At 67.9% G+C, this 17,694-nt stretch carries 8 protein-coding genes; all 8 read right to left on the bottom strand.

Annotated features, from left to right (window positions below; all coding sequences use genetic code 11):
* Positions 1–12: 12 nt before the first annotated feature.
* A complete protein-coding gene (locus EAH75_RS15180; protein ID WP_140651890.1) occupies positions 13–1,047 on the bottom strand; it encodes a YncE family protein in 1,035 nt (344 codons plus the stop codon).
* 73 nt (positions 1,048–1,120) lie between these two features.
* Entirely contained in the window at positions 1,121–4,177 is a 3,057-nt protein-coding gene (locus EAH75_RS15175) for an efflux RND transporter permease subunit (protein WP_140651888.1), read from the bottom strand.
* Positions 4,174–5,289, bottom strand: a complete 1,116-nt coding sequence (locus tag EAH75_RS15170; RefSeq protein ID WP_140651886.1) for an efflux RND transporter periplasmic adaptor subunit — start codon at positions 5,287–5,289, stop codon at positions 4,174–4,176. Before EAH75_RS15170 ends, EAH75_RS15175 begins: the two co-directional genes overlap by 4 nt.
* Positions 5,286–6,728: a TolC family protein gene (locus tag EAH75_RS15165; RefSeq protein WP_140651884.1), complete on the bottom strand. Its 1,443-nt coding sequence runs from the start codon at positions 6,726–6,728 to the stop codon at positions 5,286–5,288. The genes EAH75_RS15170 and EAH75_RS15165 overlap by 4 nt, the downstream gene beginning before the upstream one ends.
* 104 nt (positions 6,729–6,832) lie before the next feature.
* Positions 6,833–9,238, bottom strand: coding sequence for a penicillin-binding protein 1C (gene pbpC / locus EAH75_RS15160; protein ID WP_140651882.1), 2,406 nt, complete (start codon positions 9,236–9,238; stop codon positions 6,833–6,835).
* An 82-nt stretch (positions 9,239–9,320) separates the two neighbouring features.
* A complete protein-coding gene (locus EAH75_RS15155; RefSeq protein WP_140806036.1) occupies positions 9,321–14,342 on the bottom strand; it encodes an alpha-2-macroglobulin family protein in 5,022 nt (1,673 codons plus the stop codon).
* 129 nt (positions 14,343–14,471) lie between these two features.
* Positions 14,472–15,281, bottom strand: a complete 810-nt coding sequence (locus tag EAH75_RS15150) for an alpha/beta hydrolase (protein ID WP_140651988.1) — start codon at positions 15,279–15,281, stop codon at positions 14,472–14,474.
* Positions 15,282–15,401: 120 nt separating this feature from the next.
* Complete coding sequence (locus tag EAH75_RS15145; protein ID WP_140651877.1) at positions 15,402–17,654, bottom strand: TonB-dependent receptor; 2,253 nt, start codon at positions 17,652–17,654, stop codon at positions 15,402–15,404.
* Positions 17,655–17,694: the final 40 nt, after the last annotated feature.

The following is a 17,694-nucleotide window of genomic DNA, read 5'->3' as shown; positions in this document are numbered from 1 at the left end:
ACCGGCCTCGACTCAGTGCCGGCCGACGGTGAGGATGCTGAAGCTGTCCGGCTCGATCGTCGGGCGGCCATTGGCCTGTTTGGCGACGCCCAGGCGCGCGGCAGAGAGATACAGCCGATGCAGCTTCGGGTCGAGCGCCAGCGTGCGCGCGCTGGCCTGGGTCGGGATGGTTGCCGTCACCGTGAAATGATCCGGGTCGTCCTCGTGCACCGCGGTGATCGTGCCGCTCTCGCCATTGGAGCTGTAGACCATCGCTTCCGCCGCATCGAACACCACCCCGTCCGGGCCATCGCCGATCGCGACGGTGGCCACCTGATGACCGCTCGTGGCATCGGTGATCGCCATCGTGCGGTTGTCGCATACCGAGAACAGCCGATGATGCGCGGTATCGATGGCCAGGCCGCTGGGTGATTCGCACGGTGCCAGCGGCCACACGTTGAGCACTTTGTCGTGCAGCGAATCAAGCTGCACCAGTTCGGACTTGTCCTCGATGTTCACATACACATGGCCGGCGCCATCGGCCACCGCGAACTCCGGCTTGCCCGGCAAGGCGATGGTGGCGATCACCGCATGCTTCGCCGGGTCGATCACGCTGGCGCTGGCGCCGCGTCCGTTGAAGGTCAGCACGTGGTGAGAGACGCCGTCGTACAGGATCGCGTCGGGGTTCTGGCCCGTGCCCGCGATCGTGGCGACGGTTTTCAGCGAGTCCAGATCGAACACCGTCACCGACGCGCTCTTGCCGTTGCTGGTGAAGCCACGGTGCAGGTCTGGCGCGAGCGCGATGCCGTGCACGCCGGCGGTGCCGGCGATGGTGCCGACCTGCTTGTTCGCGTCGACGTCGATCACCAGCACGCGATCGCCGCGGCTGACGAAAAGGTGGCGGTGTGGCGCGTCGAAACTCAGGTAATCCCAGCCACCCGCACCACCCAGCGGCAGGTGCGACAGCACCTGTAGATTCGCGGGTGGCGCAGCGGCCGCGGCGCCCTGCGGCAGGCCGGCGAACAACAGCAGCGAGAACGGCAGCAGATTGCGAAACCATCGTTGCATGGCGACACCTTTGACGTGAGGGAGGATGGCAGGCGTGACCGGTCCAGCATGTGACCGCTGGCTTATGTCCGGCTTAGCCGACCGTCGGCTTGGCATCGCGGCGGCGCAGCAGCGAATACAGCACCGGCATCACCAGCAACACCAGCGGCAGCTGCACCAGCATGCCCGAGATGATCGCCACTGCCAGCGGCTGCTGCATCTGCGAGCCCTGGCCCAATGCCAGCGCCAGCGGCAGCAAGGTGAGGATCGCCGCCAGCGTGGACATCAGGATCGGCCGCGTGCGGTGCTGCCCGGCTTCATGCAACGCGTCGTGCAGCGCCATGTCTTGCTGCTCCGCATCCTGCAATTCGGAGAAGTAGAAGATCGCCACCTCGGTGACGATGCCGACAATCATCGTCATGCCCATCATCGCCGAGATGTTCAGCTCGATACCGGTCAGCCACAGCCCCGCAAACACCGCCGGAATCGCCAGCAGCGGCATCGCCAGAATGGTCAGCGCGACGCGGAAACTCTCGTACAGAAACAGCAGCAGGGTGAACACCAGCGCGATCGCCGCCAGCATCACGATGGTCAGTCCGCGAAAGGCCTGCTGCTGTTGCTGATAGAGCCCGCCGAGCTGGAAGAACATGCCCTTGGGCAGCAAGCCGGGTTGGGCCAGCACCTTCTTGACGTCGACGATGGTGGCGCCGAGGCTGCGCCCGCTGATCAGGCCGGTGACCGCGACCATCCGCTTGAGATTGTCGCGGGTGATCTCCGGCTGGCCCTGCACCTGCTTCAGCGTGGCCACCCGCGACAGCGGAAACAGATGGCCATCGGCGGCACGGATCGGCAGCGCGGCGATCTGTTCCAGCCGCTGATGGGCATGCTCCGGCAAGCGCACGCGCACGCCGACCACCTTGCTGCCTACAGGCAGCTGCGCGGCCACGGTGCCGTCGATCGCCGCCGCGACCTGGTCGGTGACGCTGACCGGGTCGAGCCCTTCGAGCGCGGCCCTGGCCGGATCCACCTGCACGGTCAGCGCGTCGCCGGCCGGGTTGATGCCGTTGCGTACGCCAACCACGCCGGTGATCTTGCCGATCGCGGCGGCCACCTTGCCGGCGGTGGCGTCGAGCTGGCCGGCGTCGTCGCTGTAAAGCTGGATCTCGATCGGCTGCGGCACTGCCACCAGGTCGCCGATCAGATCCTCCATCAGCTGCGACAGCTCGATGTCCAGCCCGGGCACCTTCTGTTCGACCTCGGTGCGCACCTGCGTCATCACCTCTTCGGTCGAAGGCCGCGCGCCGCTTTTCAGGCGCACGAAGAAGTCGCCCTGGTTCGCCTCGGTGAGACCGCCGCCGAGCTGCAGGCCGGTGCGCCGCGAGTAAGTGTCGACAGAAGGGTTGGCGCGAATGATCGCCTCGACCTGGTTGAGCAGCCGATCGGTTTCCTGCAGCGAGGTGCCAGGGCTGGACAGGTAGTCGAGGATGAAGCCGCCCTCGTCCATCTTCGGCATGAAGCCGGTGCCCACCCGCGTATACGCCACGCCGCCCAGCATGAGCAGCGGCACTACCAGCAGCAGCACCAGCAACGGCCGATGCAGCCAGCGCTGCAGCACGCCTTGATAGCGCTCCATCATCGCGCGGGTGAAACGACCCTGCGGCCGCTCGACCGTATGGTCCGCGTCGAGGAAACGTTCGGCCAATAGCGGTACCGCGATCCAGGTCAGCAGCCAGGAGATGATCAGCGCGCTGGCCATGGTCAGCGACAACGCCTTGAAAAACGCACCGGTGACGCCGGACAGGAACGCCAGCGGCAGGAAGATCACCACGGTGGCGGCGCTCGATCCGCTCAGCGGGCGGGTGAACTCGCGCGCCGCGCCGGCGATGCGTTCGTGCATCGCGCCTTCGCCCTGATGCAGCCGGCGCATGATGTGTTCGAGCATCACGATCACGTCGTCGATGATCAACCCGACGGCGGCGGCCATGCCGCCCAGCGTCATCATGTTGAAGCTCATGCCCAGCACGGACAGCAGCAGCACGGTGATCGCCAGCACCGCCGGCACCACGATCATCGCCACCAGGATCACCCGCGTGTTGCGCAGGAACACGAACAACACCAGCCCGGCCAGCACGATGCCGATCAGGATCGCATCGCGCACGCTGCTGGCGGCGCCGGTCACCAGCTGGGTCTGGTCGTACCAGTTGGCGATGCGCACGCCGGCGGGCATCTGTGGCGCGTAGTCGGCCAGCCGCTGCTTCACGTCGCCGGCGATCTGCACGCTGTTGCCGTCGGGCTGCTGATACACCTGCAGCAGCACCGCGTTCTGGCCGTCCGCATTGACCCGGACCCATTGCGGCACGTGATCGAGACTGACCGCGGCCACATCGCTCAGATGCACCACGCCAGCGGGGCTCGCGCGCACCACGATGTCACGCAGCGCGGCGACCGTGGTCGGCTGGTTGTCGGCCAGCAAGAGGTACAGCTTGTAGTGGTCCGACACGCGGCCCATCGCCTGGATCGTGGCGGCCTGGGTGACGGCCTTGGTGACGTCGTCCAGGCTCAGGTTCAGCGCGCGCAGCCGGCCGGGGTCGACATCGGCATGGAACTCGGCGACCTCACCGCCCTGCACGTCGACATGGGCGACGCCATTGATGCCGCTCAGCAACGGACGCAGCTGGTACTGCGCCAGATCCCGCAGCGCACCGGGCGACAGCGTGTGCGAACGCAGGCTGTAGGCCAGTACCGGGAAGGTGGTCGGGTCCATCCGGCGGGTGCTGAGCTGGGTGCCCGGTGGCAGCTGCGGCAGGATCTGCCCGGCCGCTGCGTTGACCTCCTGCAGCGCTGCGGCCATGTCCGCGCCCCAGTCGAACGTGATCGCGACATCGGCACTGCCGCGGCTGGTGGTCGAGCGCACGTCGCGCACGCCACGCACCCGACGCACCGCCGCCTCCACCGGCGTGGTCACCTCGACTGCCATCTGGTCGGCCGGCCGATCGCCCGCATCCAGCGTCAGCTGCACGCGTGGAAACGCCACGTTGGGAAACAGCGCCACCGGCATGAACAACGCGCTGGCAATGCCGCCGATGGTCAACATCAGGATGAGGAACAGCAGCGACCGGCGATGCCCCTGCATCCATTCGGTGACGCTCACCGCGGCGTACCGCGCGCGGCGGACGTCGACGTCGACGCCGCAGGTGCGGCACGCTGCGCCTGCACCGCGTCGCCATCATTGAGCTCGTACACGCCCAGCACGATCACCGGCACCCGCGCATCGAGCGCGCCCTGGACGCCGAGGGTGTCGCCATCGGGGCTGCGCAGTTTCACCTCGATGCGTTTCGCATGGCCCTGCCTGAGCTGGAACAGGTAATCGCCCTTCTCGTCATGCAGCACGGCCGCACGTGGCACCGCCCATGCGGTGAAATCGGCGGTGCGGATCTGCGCCTGCAGCGCCGCACCCGCCACCAGCGTCGCGCCGGCCTCGGCCGGCAGCTCGACCTGCGCACTCAACAGATGGGTTTGCGGATCGACCGCCTGGCCGATCATGCGCAGCGTGCCGACAAAAGCGGTTGCCGCGCCGTAGACGCTGTGCAGTTGCACCGGCATGCCCGGGCGCAGGCTGGCCCCCGCCTCCGGTTGCACGCCGAGTTGGGCGACCAGCGCCTGCGCAGGGGTAAAGCCCAGCAGCGGCGCGTTCGCGGCGAAGCGCTCGCCCAGGCTCACGTCGAGCGAGGTGACCACGCCGTCGGCCGGTGCATTGACGGTTTCTTCCGGCGCACTGCCACCCAGCGTGCGCTGCGCCTCGAGCGCCGCTTGCGCGTCGGCGAGCGCCTTGCGCGCGCTGGCCAGCTGCGATTGCGTGGCCAGCCGCTGCGTGGCCAGCTGCTCGGTGCGCCCGAGTTCGCCAGTCGCCAGAGTCAGTGCGCTCTGCGCCTGCTGCCAGGCACTGCGCGCGGCGGCATCGGCAGCGATCGTCAGCACCGGCTGGCCGCGCTTGACGGTCTGCCCGGCCGCCACGTTCACCGCCACCACCTGGCCGGCATGCGCGAGACTGATCGCGCGCGCGCGGCGAGGATCGCCCACGGCGCTGCCCCATGCTTCGACGGTGTCGTGAAAGGTCTGCTGCACCGGCATGGTCGTGGTCACGGCAACCTGGCCGCTGGGGCCGGCGGCGTCTTCCGCATCCGGTGCGGCGTGACTGCAGCCGGCCAGCACACCCAGCAGCAACAGTCCGCACAGGCTCGGCAAAAAAGACGAATGACTCATGGCGTGGACACTTCGGCAGGGGCGGGGTGGGCAACCACCAGATCGGTGTTGCCAAGCAGTGCCTGCAGCGCAATGGCCTGCGTGGCCTGTTGCTGCTGCACGGCCAGCAGATCGAGATCGGCGCTGAGTGCGTTGCCGCGTATCGCCAGATATGTCGGCCAATCCAGCAGATTCCGCTGCCACGCCTGCTCGGCGGCGCGGCGCGCATCGTCCAGTTGCGCGACATGCGCGATCAGCGCGGTGCGCTGGCGTTGCAGCGTGTCCAGATCGGCCAGCAAGCGCTGCATGTCGCTGCGCGTACCCAGCAGGCGCGCGGCGTAGTCGTCCCTGAGTTGCTGGCGGGTCGCCTGCTCGATCGCGATATTGCCGCGGTTGCGATCGAATAGCGGCAGCGTGATGCCGATGTTGAACCCGTTGCTGTAGACGGCGCTGGTATCGCGCGCGGTGTTGAAGCCGATGGTCAGCGCGGGGAACTGCGCCCGCACGGCGGCGCGCAGTTTCGCTTCCTGCGACTGATAGCCGGCCTGCAGCGCGAGCAGGTCCGGCCGCCGCGCCGGCAGGTCGATCAGCGCCTGCTGCAGCTGCGCCGGTGTCGGCGCAATTTGATATGGCACGCCGACCAGATCGAGCGGCGCCGTCGGTGCCAGGCCCAGCAGCACATGCAGATCGCTATCGGCCTGATGCAGGGCGATGGCGTTGTCGGCCAGTCGTTTGTGCACGTCCGCGCCGGCGTTCAGGCCGGCGCTGGCGCTGTCATAGGTGAGGTTGCCCGCGCGCAAGGCCGCGTCGATGTATTGGCCGACCGGCGCCAGCGCCGCCTGTTCGGTGTCCAGCAAGTTCTGCTGCGCACGCAGGCTCAGCACCTGATCGAACAGCAGCCGCGCCTGCGCCACGGACTGCCACTCGGCCCACAGCAGATCGAGATTCACCTGCGCGGCCTGGCTGCGCGCCACTGCCCTGCGCGACGAGCGCGTCAGCAACGCCGTGATGTCCTCGCTGAGGCCGAGGCTGTAGGCGGTGGTCAGGCCGCCGCCGGAATGGCGGGGGAAATCCTCGCCCAGGCTCAGTTGCGGATCGGGCAGCAGGCCGGCGGCGAATGCCTGCGCGCTGGCCACGCCCAGTGCATCACGCTTGAGTTTCAATGCCGGACTGTTGGCCAGCGTCAGCATCGCCACTTCGGTCACATCCAGCCCATCGGTGGGATCGAGGCGATGCGTGGCCAGCGTCGGCATCGGCATGTCGGCGGTCGGCGCGACCAGTTGCGCCACGCTGGCCGCGCCCTCCCCGCGACCCAGCGGCGACGGCGCATAGGTGGCGCAGCCGGACAACGCGAGCGCGGCGGCGACGGCCAGCGCCGGCCACGCGGCGACGCCGCGTGAAACAGGCGGACGGCGTGGCGTCGCAGCGGCGACGCATCGAGGGTGGGAAGCGGAAGGCATGGCCCATTCTGGCTTCCGCCCGCTTAGTTCTTTCTTAAGGATGCGCCGCAAGGCGCGCCATTGCGGTCTTCTCTGGCTCGGTGCATTCACCCGTTGCGTCACGCTCATGGGCGCGAGCTGACCACATGCAGTGTGATGGTGGCGAACGCGCCGTCGCCGGTGAGTGCGGTCACCCGGTAATCGCCCGCTTGCGCCAGGGTGAGCGGCAGCGGCGCGGCGCCTTCGCTGCTGCCTTGCAGGCGACCGTTGAGCAGCCACTGCACGCTGCCCTGCGCGCCGAGCGCACGCAGCGTGACGCGCAACGGCTGGTCGCTGTACGGTGCCTCGCGCAGGGTGACGCCGTCGCTCAGGCCGGCAATGCGGATCGGGCTGGCGACGTCGAGCGAGTCGGCGGAACAGCCAGGGGCGAGTGGCGGCAGCGCCGAATGGAGGCGATCGTCGATGCTCAACCATGGCGTGGCTAGCGCCGGCCAGCGCGCGATTTGCAGCGCGCGCTCATGCCGGGCGTGGCAGGCGCCGCTGAGGCGCTGGCCCTTATCGTTGACGCGCAGGCCGACCAGCCCGGACGTCCACGCGCCAAGGTCGCGTTCGGCAAACGTGGGCGGCATCGCGCCATCCAGCACCCACGCCGTGCGGCGCTGGCGACACTGACCCGTTGCGGTGAGATCGGCTGCGCCACCAAGCGGCCAGCAGATGTCGGTCGCACGCACGCTGGCCGGCTGCGCGGCATGCGCACGTCCGCCACGCGAGGGCAGCATGTCGTCGATCTGGAACAGCAGCGGCAGCGCCGTCACCGCGCCGTACTGGCCGGGTGACGGCGTGCCGTCCGGACGGCCGATCCACACACCGATGGTCCAGCGATCGGTGACGCCGATCGCCCACGCATCGCGGTAGCCGTAGCTGGTGCCGGTCTTCCAGGCCACCGCACCGTGGCGGTTAATGGCACCGGCCAGCGGGCCGCCTTCGACGTCGGCCGGGTTGCTGGCAAGGATGTCGCGGATGATCCACGCCGCGCCCGGCGACAGCAGCCGCCGCGGCTGCGCCGCCTGTGTCAGTGTGTAGCGCGGCGTGCCGGCGATGCCACCGTTGGCGAACGCGGTGTACGCACCGACCAGGTTTTCCAGCCGGGTGGACGCGCCGCCCAGGATGATCGACAGGTTCGGCCTGGCGCCGTCGGGCAGGCCCAGGTCGATGCCGCCGTTGGCCAGTCGTGCCACGAAACGGGTCGGCCCGACCCGGTCGAGCATGTCGACCGCCGGCACGTTGAGCGAACGCTGCAGCGCCTCGACCACGCTGACCGGGCCGCTGAACGCCTCGTCGAAATTGCCCGGCTTGTAGCCGCCGAAATCCTGCGGCGCATCGACCAGCAGGCTCTGCGAGTTGATCAGTCCATCGTCCAGCGCGAGGCCATACAGGAACGGCTTCAGCGTGGAGCCAGGCGAACGCGGCGCGCGCACCATGTCGACATGACCGAGCCGCACCGGATCGGCGAACTCGGCGGTGCCAACGTAGATGCGCGCCTCCAGCGTGGCGTTGTCGACCACCAGCAGCGCCGCCGAGGTGCGTGCCGGCAGTCGCGACAGATAGGCGCTGACGCGCTCCTCGGCGGCGCGCTGCAGATCCGCGTCGATCGTGCTGGTGATGCGCCGTGCCTGCGGTTGCTCCTGATGCAGCCGCTCGGCCAGCAGCGCGGCCGACAGCGGGGCGCGCAGCGAACGCGCCACCACCGGCTCGATCGCCGCATCGCGCACCTGGCTCGCACTCCACACGCGCAGATCGCGCATGCGTCCAAGCACCTTGTCGCGCGCCGCGCGCGCGGCCTCGGGGTGACGATCCGGCCGCAACCGGCTCGGTGCCTGCGGCAGCACCGTGAGCAGCGCGGCCTCGGCGCGCGACAGCTGGCTGGCGGGTTTGCCCAGGTACGCCCACGACGCGGCTTCGACGCCCTCGATCGGGCCGCCGAACGGCGCGTGATTGAGATACAGGTCGAGGATCTGCGGCTTGTCCAGATGCGCTTCCAGTTGCAGCGCGCGGAACATCTGCACCAGCTTGCCGCGGAACGTGTGCGGGCGGAACCAATGAGAGCCGGGTTCGATGATCCGCGCCACCTGCATGGTCAGCGTCGAACCACCGGACACGATATGTCCGTGCCGCAATCCGCCGGCGAAGCCACGCACCAGCGCATACGGGTTGATGCCCGGGTGGCGGTAAAACCAGCGGTCCTCGTAATTCAGCAGCGCCGTGAGATACAGCGGCGATACCCATTTCGCGGTGGTCGGGTAACGCCACACGCCGTCGCTGTCGGCGAATGCGCGCAGCGGCGTGCCGTCGCCCGCCAGCACCACCGTGCTGCCGGTGTCGGGCGCGGGCAGGTGCAGCGGGAACAGGCGGTCGAGCGCGAAGGCGACGAGCAGCAGCAGACCGAAGCCGATCAGGGCGGCGAGCAGGCAGCGACGCACGCGAGAGCGGCGTGTGACGGTGGGCGGCATGGCGGGAGTGTTCACAGTCATGGTCCGATCGGGCTCGACATGGGTGCCCGGCAGGGCGGCCTTGCTCCTTCCCCTGCGCAGCGGAAAGGAGCAAGGCCCCGGACTACGGCTCGACCACGGTGATTTTCGCCGGCGTGACGTTACCGATGCCCCGCACGGCCGGCCGGTACATATCTTCCACCAGCGGTGGCGGCACGGTGTAGGTGCCCGGCGTCACCGCGCGCACCAGGTAGAACACGTGGGCCTCGCTGCCGCGGCTCAGGTTGAGCGCGGCGGCGTAGCGGTCATCGCGGTATTCCTCGTGCTGGATTTCCGCCGCCGCGGCATGCTGGTCGAGATCGATGCCGTCGATCACCACGCCCGACCACTGCTGGGCGCCACCGAGGTTGAGGTTCTCCACTTCCAGTCCGCCCGGCAGCAGGTCGGTGACCAGCGCATCGCGGATATCCATGCGCGCCTCGATGCTCAACTCGACGATCAGCGTGTCGCCTTCCTTCAACTTGTCGCCGGTCCACGGCTTGCCGTCGGTGGTGAAGTAGCTGCGCCGCACATCGATCTGGCTGGGGTCGGCCGCCGGCGCCTTCTGCGGAATGCCGGCCACGTCGAGGGTGGCGAAGATCGCCGCCGCGCTGGTCGGCTGTACGGTGACACCCGCGTTGAGCTCGGCCACGCTGAGCTCGCGACTCCATACACGTTGATCCGGCGCCGACTCGGTCTTGCCGTTCACGGTGATCGAGGCAGCCAGCGGGGCGTTGCTCTTCGCATCGAACGCGCGCGCCACGCGGGCGATCGCCGCCTGCTCCTGCGTGCTGAGGTACGACCACGACCAGCGATAGTCGGCCATGTCCTTCTGCCGCTGGCGCACGTTGGCCGTGGCGTTGCGGGCCCAGTCGACCAGCCGGGTGTCGTACTCCGGCTTGTTCATGCCGTAGGTGTGGGTGAGCGCCACCATCAGGGCGAGGTCGCGCAGGTCCGAACCGTAATCGCCGATGTACCACGGCCGCTCCTTGCTCCACGCAAACGCCTCGGCGATCGCCTTCTGTGCGCGATCGTTGTCGCCCATCAGCTTCAGCGCGATGCCCAGGTGCACCAGCGGCAGCGGGCCGACCAGCTTGCTGCGGTCGTTGTCGAAGATCGCGCGCAGCGTGCCCAGCGGCGCACGGTTGACCCGTGCCAGCACGAAGCCGGAGTAGGCCTCGTCGGCGATCCGCAGGTGGTCGTGATGCTCGTAGCCGTAGTACGGGTGGCCGCCGGCGAGCAGGTCGTCGTTGAGCCGCTGCAGCGATTTCTGCAGCACCTCCTGCGGCACCGCGAAACCGGCGTCGCGCGCGTCGAGCATGAAGTCGACCACGTATGGCGTGGTGAACGTCTCGATCGGACTGGTGCCGCCCCAGAAACTGAAGTGGCCGTTGCTGGCCTGGAACGACGCGATCCGTGCCAGCGCGCCGTCCACCGCGGACTTGCGCGCCTCATCGCTCATCACCTCGGCGCCCAACGCTTTGGCCGTCTGGCCGTCCAGAATCAGCGCGGCGTAACCCTTGCTGGTGGTCTGCTCGATGCAGCCATACGGATAGCGCAGGATGTCGCGTAGCGCGGCGGCATACGGCAGCGGCGGCAGCGTGCTGAGGGTGACCTGCGCGCGCACCGTGGCCGGCAGCAGGCCGGCCACCGCGGCGGCGCCGAAGTGCTCGGGCTTGCCCGCTTCCAGTGCCAGCGGCGTGGTGGTGACGGTTTCCGGCCACGCCGGGCGCACCGCGAACTCGAAGTGGCGGTCGACCTTGTAGCTATCGGCGCCGCCGCCGCTGAGTTCGGCGTGGATGTCGACCGTGGCCACGGCCGCGCCGGCGCCGGCGGTGACCGGCATGCTGAGCGTGGTGCCGGCGCCGTCCTTCAGCGCCACGCTGAGACTGGCCTGGTCGATGCTGATCGGGCCACCACCCTTGACACTGACCCTGGCGGTGCCGTCCTTGCCGGACAGGTTTTTCAGATCCAGGCTGATCACCGCCTTGTCGCCCGCCGCCATCACCCGCGGCGTACTCGGCTCCACCACCAGCGGCGCGCGCACGGTGACCGCGCCATCGGCATTGCCGAAGCGGTTGTCGGTCCAGGCCAGTGCGGCCAGGCGCAGGCTGCCGTTGAAGTCGGGCACGTCGACATGCACGCTGGCCTTGCCCTGCGCGTCGAACGCGACCGGCCCGGCGAACAGGTCGACGATCTGCACCTTCGGATTGAGCCGGGTGGCCTTGGGCAGCGCCGCGGCACTCATGTCGCCGCCGTAGCGCAAACGGGCCTGCTCACCGTCCATCGCCTCGATGATGCGGCTGTAGAGATCGTACGCATCGACGCCGAGCGCGCGCCTGGCGAACATCCACGCCCACGCGTCCGGCACCGGATAGTCGGTGATGTTGAGCACGCCCTGGTCGACCGCCGACAGCGTGACGAACGCCTGCTGGCCGGCCAGCCCGCTGGCCTGCACGCTGACCTCGAGCGGATTGCCCGGACGCATCAGCGCCGGCGCAGCGAGCTTGAGCGGAATGCGCCGATCGTTGCGATCCATCGCCACGTATTCGATGCCCATCGCGCGCGCCGGCGTGGTGTGTTCGCTGGCTTCGCCACCGCGAAACACCATCGCCTCCACGTACACATCGTGCCGTTCCCAATCCTTGGTCACCGGGATCTCGAAGGTGGCGCCGGCCTTCGCTTCGATGTTCTTCGTGTAGAGCAGATGATCCGATTCGACCAGCAGCACGCCGGGGCCGTCGTGCGGCGGCGTCACGGTGACCTTCATGATGTCGCCGGCGCGGTAGCGCGCCTTGTCCAGTGCCAGCTTGACCTTGTCCGGACGCGCTTCCTTGCCCAGGTTCTCGTCGTCCCAGCTGTAACCGGCGAAGAACGGAAACACCGTGGTCAGTTTGGTCGCCGGGTCATAGACCTCGACCCGATAGCTGCCCCACTGCACCGGAAACTCGACGTGGGTCGACTTGCCCGCCGCCACGTCGATGTCTTTCTCCTCGATCAGCTGCAGCCGCTGGTTGGCGTTCGACTGCCAGCCGCCATTGCGCTCGTACAGCCAGTAGAAATCGCGCAGCTCGCGCTGCAGGCGCACCTTCGGATGCGCACCGGCGACCAGCTGGCCATCGGCATTGGCGCGCACGATCTCGAAGCCGACCGGACTCTCGCTTTCGGCACCTTGTTTCGGATCAAACAACGGGCGCACGCCGGCCAGCGTGTCCGCCGGCCAGTAGGTGCGCTTGAGCAACCGGGTGACCGCGCGGCCACCGCTCTCGTACACGCTGCCGGAAAGCGTCACCGCCAGCGGTGCCACCGGCTTGACGTCGTCGGGCAGCGCCACGTCCTGTTCCAGCGTTCCCTGCGCATCGAGCTTGGCATCGACCACGTCGTCGGCGCTCTTCGGCAGCTCGATCGTAGGGTCGCCGAAGAACGTATCCGCCAGCTTGGCCAGCGGATGCACTTCGGGCGCCACCAGCAACTTCGCGGTGAAGCGGTTGCCGTCGGCTGGCGCGCCGTACAGATAGCTGGAGGCTACCTTGAGCTTCAACGATTCGTCCGGTGCGAGCCGCTGCTGCGGGCTGGACAGTTCCACCTTCAACCGCTCCGGCAGGAACTCCTCGACGTGGAACGGGAACGCCTGCACGGTGTCCTTGCTGGCTGGATCGAGGCGGAATTCCAGCTGCCACAACCCGGTCGGCGCATCGGCCGGAATGGCCTGGGCCAGCTCGAAATAATTAAGCTGTTGCGGCTGCAGCTGCTTCTCCACCAGGGTGCGGCCATCCGGCTGCTTGACCCGCACGAACAGCGACTGCGCCTTCATCGGCTTGCCGTCGTAATCACGCAACAGCGCCGAGGCGCGCAGCGTTTCGCCGGGGCGATACAAATCGCGGCCGGACCAGGCGTACACCTCGAACGGCGCCTGCCTGCGACCGCTGATGTCGAAGTTGGAAACATCCAGCGCCGGCCGGTTGAACGGCAGCACCGAGACGTCCTTGCCGTGCCGCGCGATCAGCACGTCGGCGGACTTGATCTTGTACGCGATCAGCGCGTTGCCGTCCGCACCGGTGGTGGCCTTGAGCTTGCTGCGGCCCTGCTCGTCGCGGATCTCGACGTTCACCGCGTTGACCGGCGAGCCATCGCGCAGCGAGGCGACATGCAGCAGCACGTTGTCGCGATACACGCGCAGGTGCAGGCCGAGGTCGCTGACGAAGAACGTGGCGGTGTCGTAGCCGTCCTTGAACGTGCCGCCGGCCTTGACCACGGCCACGTACACACCCGGTTCGGACAGCTGCTGGACGTCCTGCACCGGCAGGTAGGTCACCGTGCGCTCGTTGGGTTCGCCGCCCAGCGTGTAGTGGTTGGCGTAGACCGAATCGGCCAGCTGGGTCAGCGGTATCCGGCTGCGGCGGGCGTCGCCTTCGCCGCAGTCGTTGTAGTCGTTGACGTCATGGTCCAGCTCGTAGTTGTCGCGATGGCCGTTGCGCGGATAGGCGCAGAACAGGTCCGACAACGCGTTGTCGCGCACGCGGAAAAACTCCACGTCGGCATCGTGGATGTTCATCGACACCAGCGGCAGGCCGCGGGTGCCACGCGCGGGCAGCACGCTGCCATGCGAGGCAAACCCGATCGCCGCCGGCAGGTTGCCGGAATACACGTCGTGCTTCACCTCGTGGCCCAGTGTGCGACCGTCCGCGGCCAGCACGCCGGCCTGCAGCTGCACCGCATAGTGGGTATTGGACTGCACGAACGGAAAGCTCAGGGTCTTGCCGTCGTCCTTGAGGCTCCAGCTGCCACTGACCACTTCACCGTTCGGGCCGGTGACCGCGATCAGCGTGTCGAACGCCTGCGCCGAGGCCAGCGTGGCGTTGAAGCGCAAGGTCAGCGCGGTGCGCGAGTCGCTGGTTTCCGAACTGGCCGAGACCAGCGCGAATGCGCTCTTCCCGTTTGCCGACGCCGGCTGCGTCGACGCACTGCTGGCGGGTGCGCCCTGCAGCGCCGGCTTGCCGCTGTCGTGGCTGCCGCTGCAGGCCGCCAGCAGCAGGCCGAGCAGCAACGGAAACAGCGCGCGCGGCCATGCGCGGCGCGAAAAGCACTCGAACGATCGACCTGACATGTGACCTCTCCCTAGGTTTGCATCAGAGTATCGCCGGAATTCATGGCGACTTGGTGGCGCCGATCTGGCGCGCCGGCTTCGCTGCCGGGGCGGCACCGCGACAGCGCCGTCGATGCCTCGCGCGCAAGCTCAGTCGCGCACTTGCCGGCCCAGCCAGTCCGCCAGCTGCATCAATACCTGGCTGCGTCCCGGCTCGGCTTCGTTGAACAGTTCGTGATACAGCGTGGAGAAGAAGCGCGTGGTCAGCTGCCCGCTCGGCGCGGCCTTCCTGGCGAACGCGCGGCTGCCGGACGGGTCGACCAACTCGTCGCTGTCGGCGACCAGCAACAGCGTGGGCTGAGCCAGCATCGCGGCATCGGCGATGCAGGTCGCACCACTGCGGAAGATGAAGTCGGCCAGCCGCGGCGTGATCCAGCCATGCCGCAACGAATCGCTGCGATAACCGGCCGCCACGTTCGGGTCATGCGAGAGCTTGTCGGAATCCAGCCCGTTGCGCAGCGGCAGATTCGGCGCGATGCGGCTCAGCACCCGCGCGAGTTTGATCAGCCACAACGATTCCCAGCTGCGCAGCGCCGGCGACGACAGCAGCAGTGCCGGCGGCGTGATGCGACCATCCAGCACGGTGCGCGCCGCCACCAGACCGCCCATGCTGTGGCCGAGCAACAGCGGTGCATGCGGCAGCCCGCTGCTGTAGTCGTTGTAGACGCTGGCCAGATCCTCCAGCAGGTCATCGCCATGGCGCAGCGCACCGCGCTGGCCCGGCGTCTGCCCGTGACCGCGCTGGTCGTAGCCGCGCACCGCATAGCCGCGCTGGTTGAACCATTGCGCCAGCCGCTGATAGCGGCCGCTGTGCTCGCCCAGCCCGTGCACGATCAACACCGCGCCGCGCGCCTGCGGCAACGGCCAGTCGCGCAGGAACAGCGGCTGACCATCGGCCATCGTCAACGTCAGGTGGGTTTCGACAGACTGACCAGGGTGATCCACATCGCGCTCGCTTGCGGGCAAAGAGACGATTCTGCCTCACCGCGCCAGGCGATGGCGCGGCGGGCCGACAGAGTCTTACAGCTCGACGCGAAACTCCACGCCGACGACGCGCGGATCGTTGACGAAGGCGGTGCGGTTGTTGAAGTCGATGGCACCGGTGATCGCCCGCTTGTCGGTGAGGTTGCGGGCGTACAGGGCGACCTCGCGGCGGCCATAGTCCCAGTTGTAGCCAAGCCGCAGGCCGCCTTCGAGCAGCGGCTTGCCCTTGAACTCGGCCGAGTCGTACAGGAAGAAGTTCACCTCGCTGCGGTAGTTCCAGTCGGTATAGACGAAGAACTCGCCGCTGTCGCCGTACGGAATGCCGTAGCGCGCGGTGAGCGTGCCGATCCACAGCGGCGCATTCGGCAGGGTGTTGCCGTAGACCAGCGCGTTGCCGCTGGCATTGAGCGGATCGAGGATGGTGCAACCGGAACCGCAGACCGCCACCGCCAGGTTCGGGTCCTTCAGCTCGGTGTGGTTGTAGCTGCCGCCGGCGGTGAGCACGAAGTTCGGCGTGAGGTACGCCTCCAGGTCGAACTCGGCACCATAGCCCTGGGTCTTGCTGGCATTCAGCAGGCGCGTCACGTTGATGTCGCCGCCCACCGCGGTGAGCTGCTGGTTGTGCATGTTGTAGGTATAGACGTCCGCGTTGAAGCGCACGTGGTTGTCCATGCCGGTGGTCTTGACGCCCAGCTCGTAGCTGGTGATCGTCTCCGGCTTCGCCTGCGAGATGAAGTCGGCGAACAGCACGCGGCCCTGCACGCTGGGCGCGCGGAAGCCGTTGGCGATGCGTGCGTAGACGTTGACGTTCGGGTTCAGCGTCCAGGTGCCGGTGAGGTCGCCGCTCCAGCGCGAGTCGTGCGGGCTCGCAGTCGCCAGCAGCGGGCCGCCGCCGATCGGCGACATCAGCCGATCCACCTTGAAATCGCGCGAATCGTGCGACCAGCGCGCGCCGGCACGCAGTTCGAAATCGTCGGCGAGCTGGTAGTTGGCCGAACCGAACACCGCCCATGCCTTGGTGCGCTGTGTCTGCACGGCATAGCCGTCCAGCGCGTGGTTGTCGAACGTGGCGTAGTCGAAGTTGCTGATCGCGATGTCTTCGTCGAAATAGTAAGTGCCGACCTGCCAGTTCAGCTTGTCATGCTGGTTGCTGGCGAGGCGGAATTCCTGGGTGATCTGGCGATCGTGCGGCAACGCGTCGGCGGTCTCCGACGGGAACGGGATGAAGCCCGGGCCCATCGGCGGATGGAAACTCGCGCCGTAGCCGCCGTCGACGTCGCCGTGGCTGTAGGTGGTGGCGCGTTCCAGGCCGGTGATCGAGGTGAACGTGTAATCACCCACGTTCCAGTTCAGGTGCAGGTTGCTGCCCCAGGCGAACAGATGCTGCTTGTTGAGTCCGTCCTGCGCCACCTTGTCGCGATCGAAGCCCGGCACGAATACATCGCCGCCCAACGAGATCGCGTTGGCGCGGTTGACCTCGGCGGTGCCGTCCAGCCAGCGCGCATGCGCGCTGATCAATGCGTTGAAGCCGCCGTTCTCGTATAGCGCCTGCAGACGCACGGCGCGGTCGTTATAGCCGCCCAGTGCATCCTTCTTGCCGGTATAGGTGTTGTCGATCCAGTTGTCGCGGTGCTGCGCCAGCGCCGAGACGCGGCCGGACCAGTGCTGGCCCATCGCGCCGCCGAGCGCGGCCTCGACGTTCGCGGTGCCGAGCGAACCGTACGAGACGCGGGCGTAGCCGCTGGTTTCCTGGCTCGGCTTGCGCGACTCGAACTTGATCACGCCCGCCGGCGAGTTTCGCCCGAACAGCGTGCCCTGCGGGCCGCGCAGCACTTCGACCTGCTCCAGGTCGAACAGCGGGAAGCCTTTGAGGATGGGATTTTCCTGCACGATGTCGTCGTACACCATCGACACCGGCTGCGAGGCGTTGAGATCGAAGTCGCTGTTGCCCAGGCCGCGTATATAGAAGCGCGGGAAAATGCGCCCGTACGAGGTCTCGGCATACACGCTGGGCGCACGCGAGGCCAGTTGCAGCACGCCGTCGCCGGCCTGACCGAACGCCTCCAGCTTGTCCGGCGTCAGCACGGTCAGCGCCATCGGCACCTTCTGCATGTTTTCCACCCGCTTCGAGGCGGTGACGTTCACCGTCTGCAACTCGGAGACCTTGGCTGCCTGCGGCTTGGCCGGTGTCGCCGCTTCCTGGGCCAGCACAGCGGAAATCGGCAGAGCAAGAGCGAGCGTGATCGACAAGGCAAGCACGGCGGAACGCGGCTGGCGGGCGACGGACATGGTTTTTCCCCAGTTGGAAAGGCAACGATACGTAGCCGTA

This window comes from Rhodanobacter glycinis (assembly GCF_006438785.1).
Taxonomy (GTDB): Bacteria; Pseudomonadota; Gammaproteobacteria; order Xanthomonadales; family Rhodanobacteraceae; genus Rhodanobacter; species Rhodanobacter glycinis_A.
This window is presented reverse-complemented; position numbering and strand designations above follow the sequence as displayed.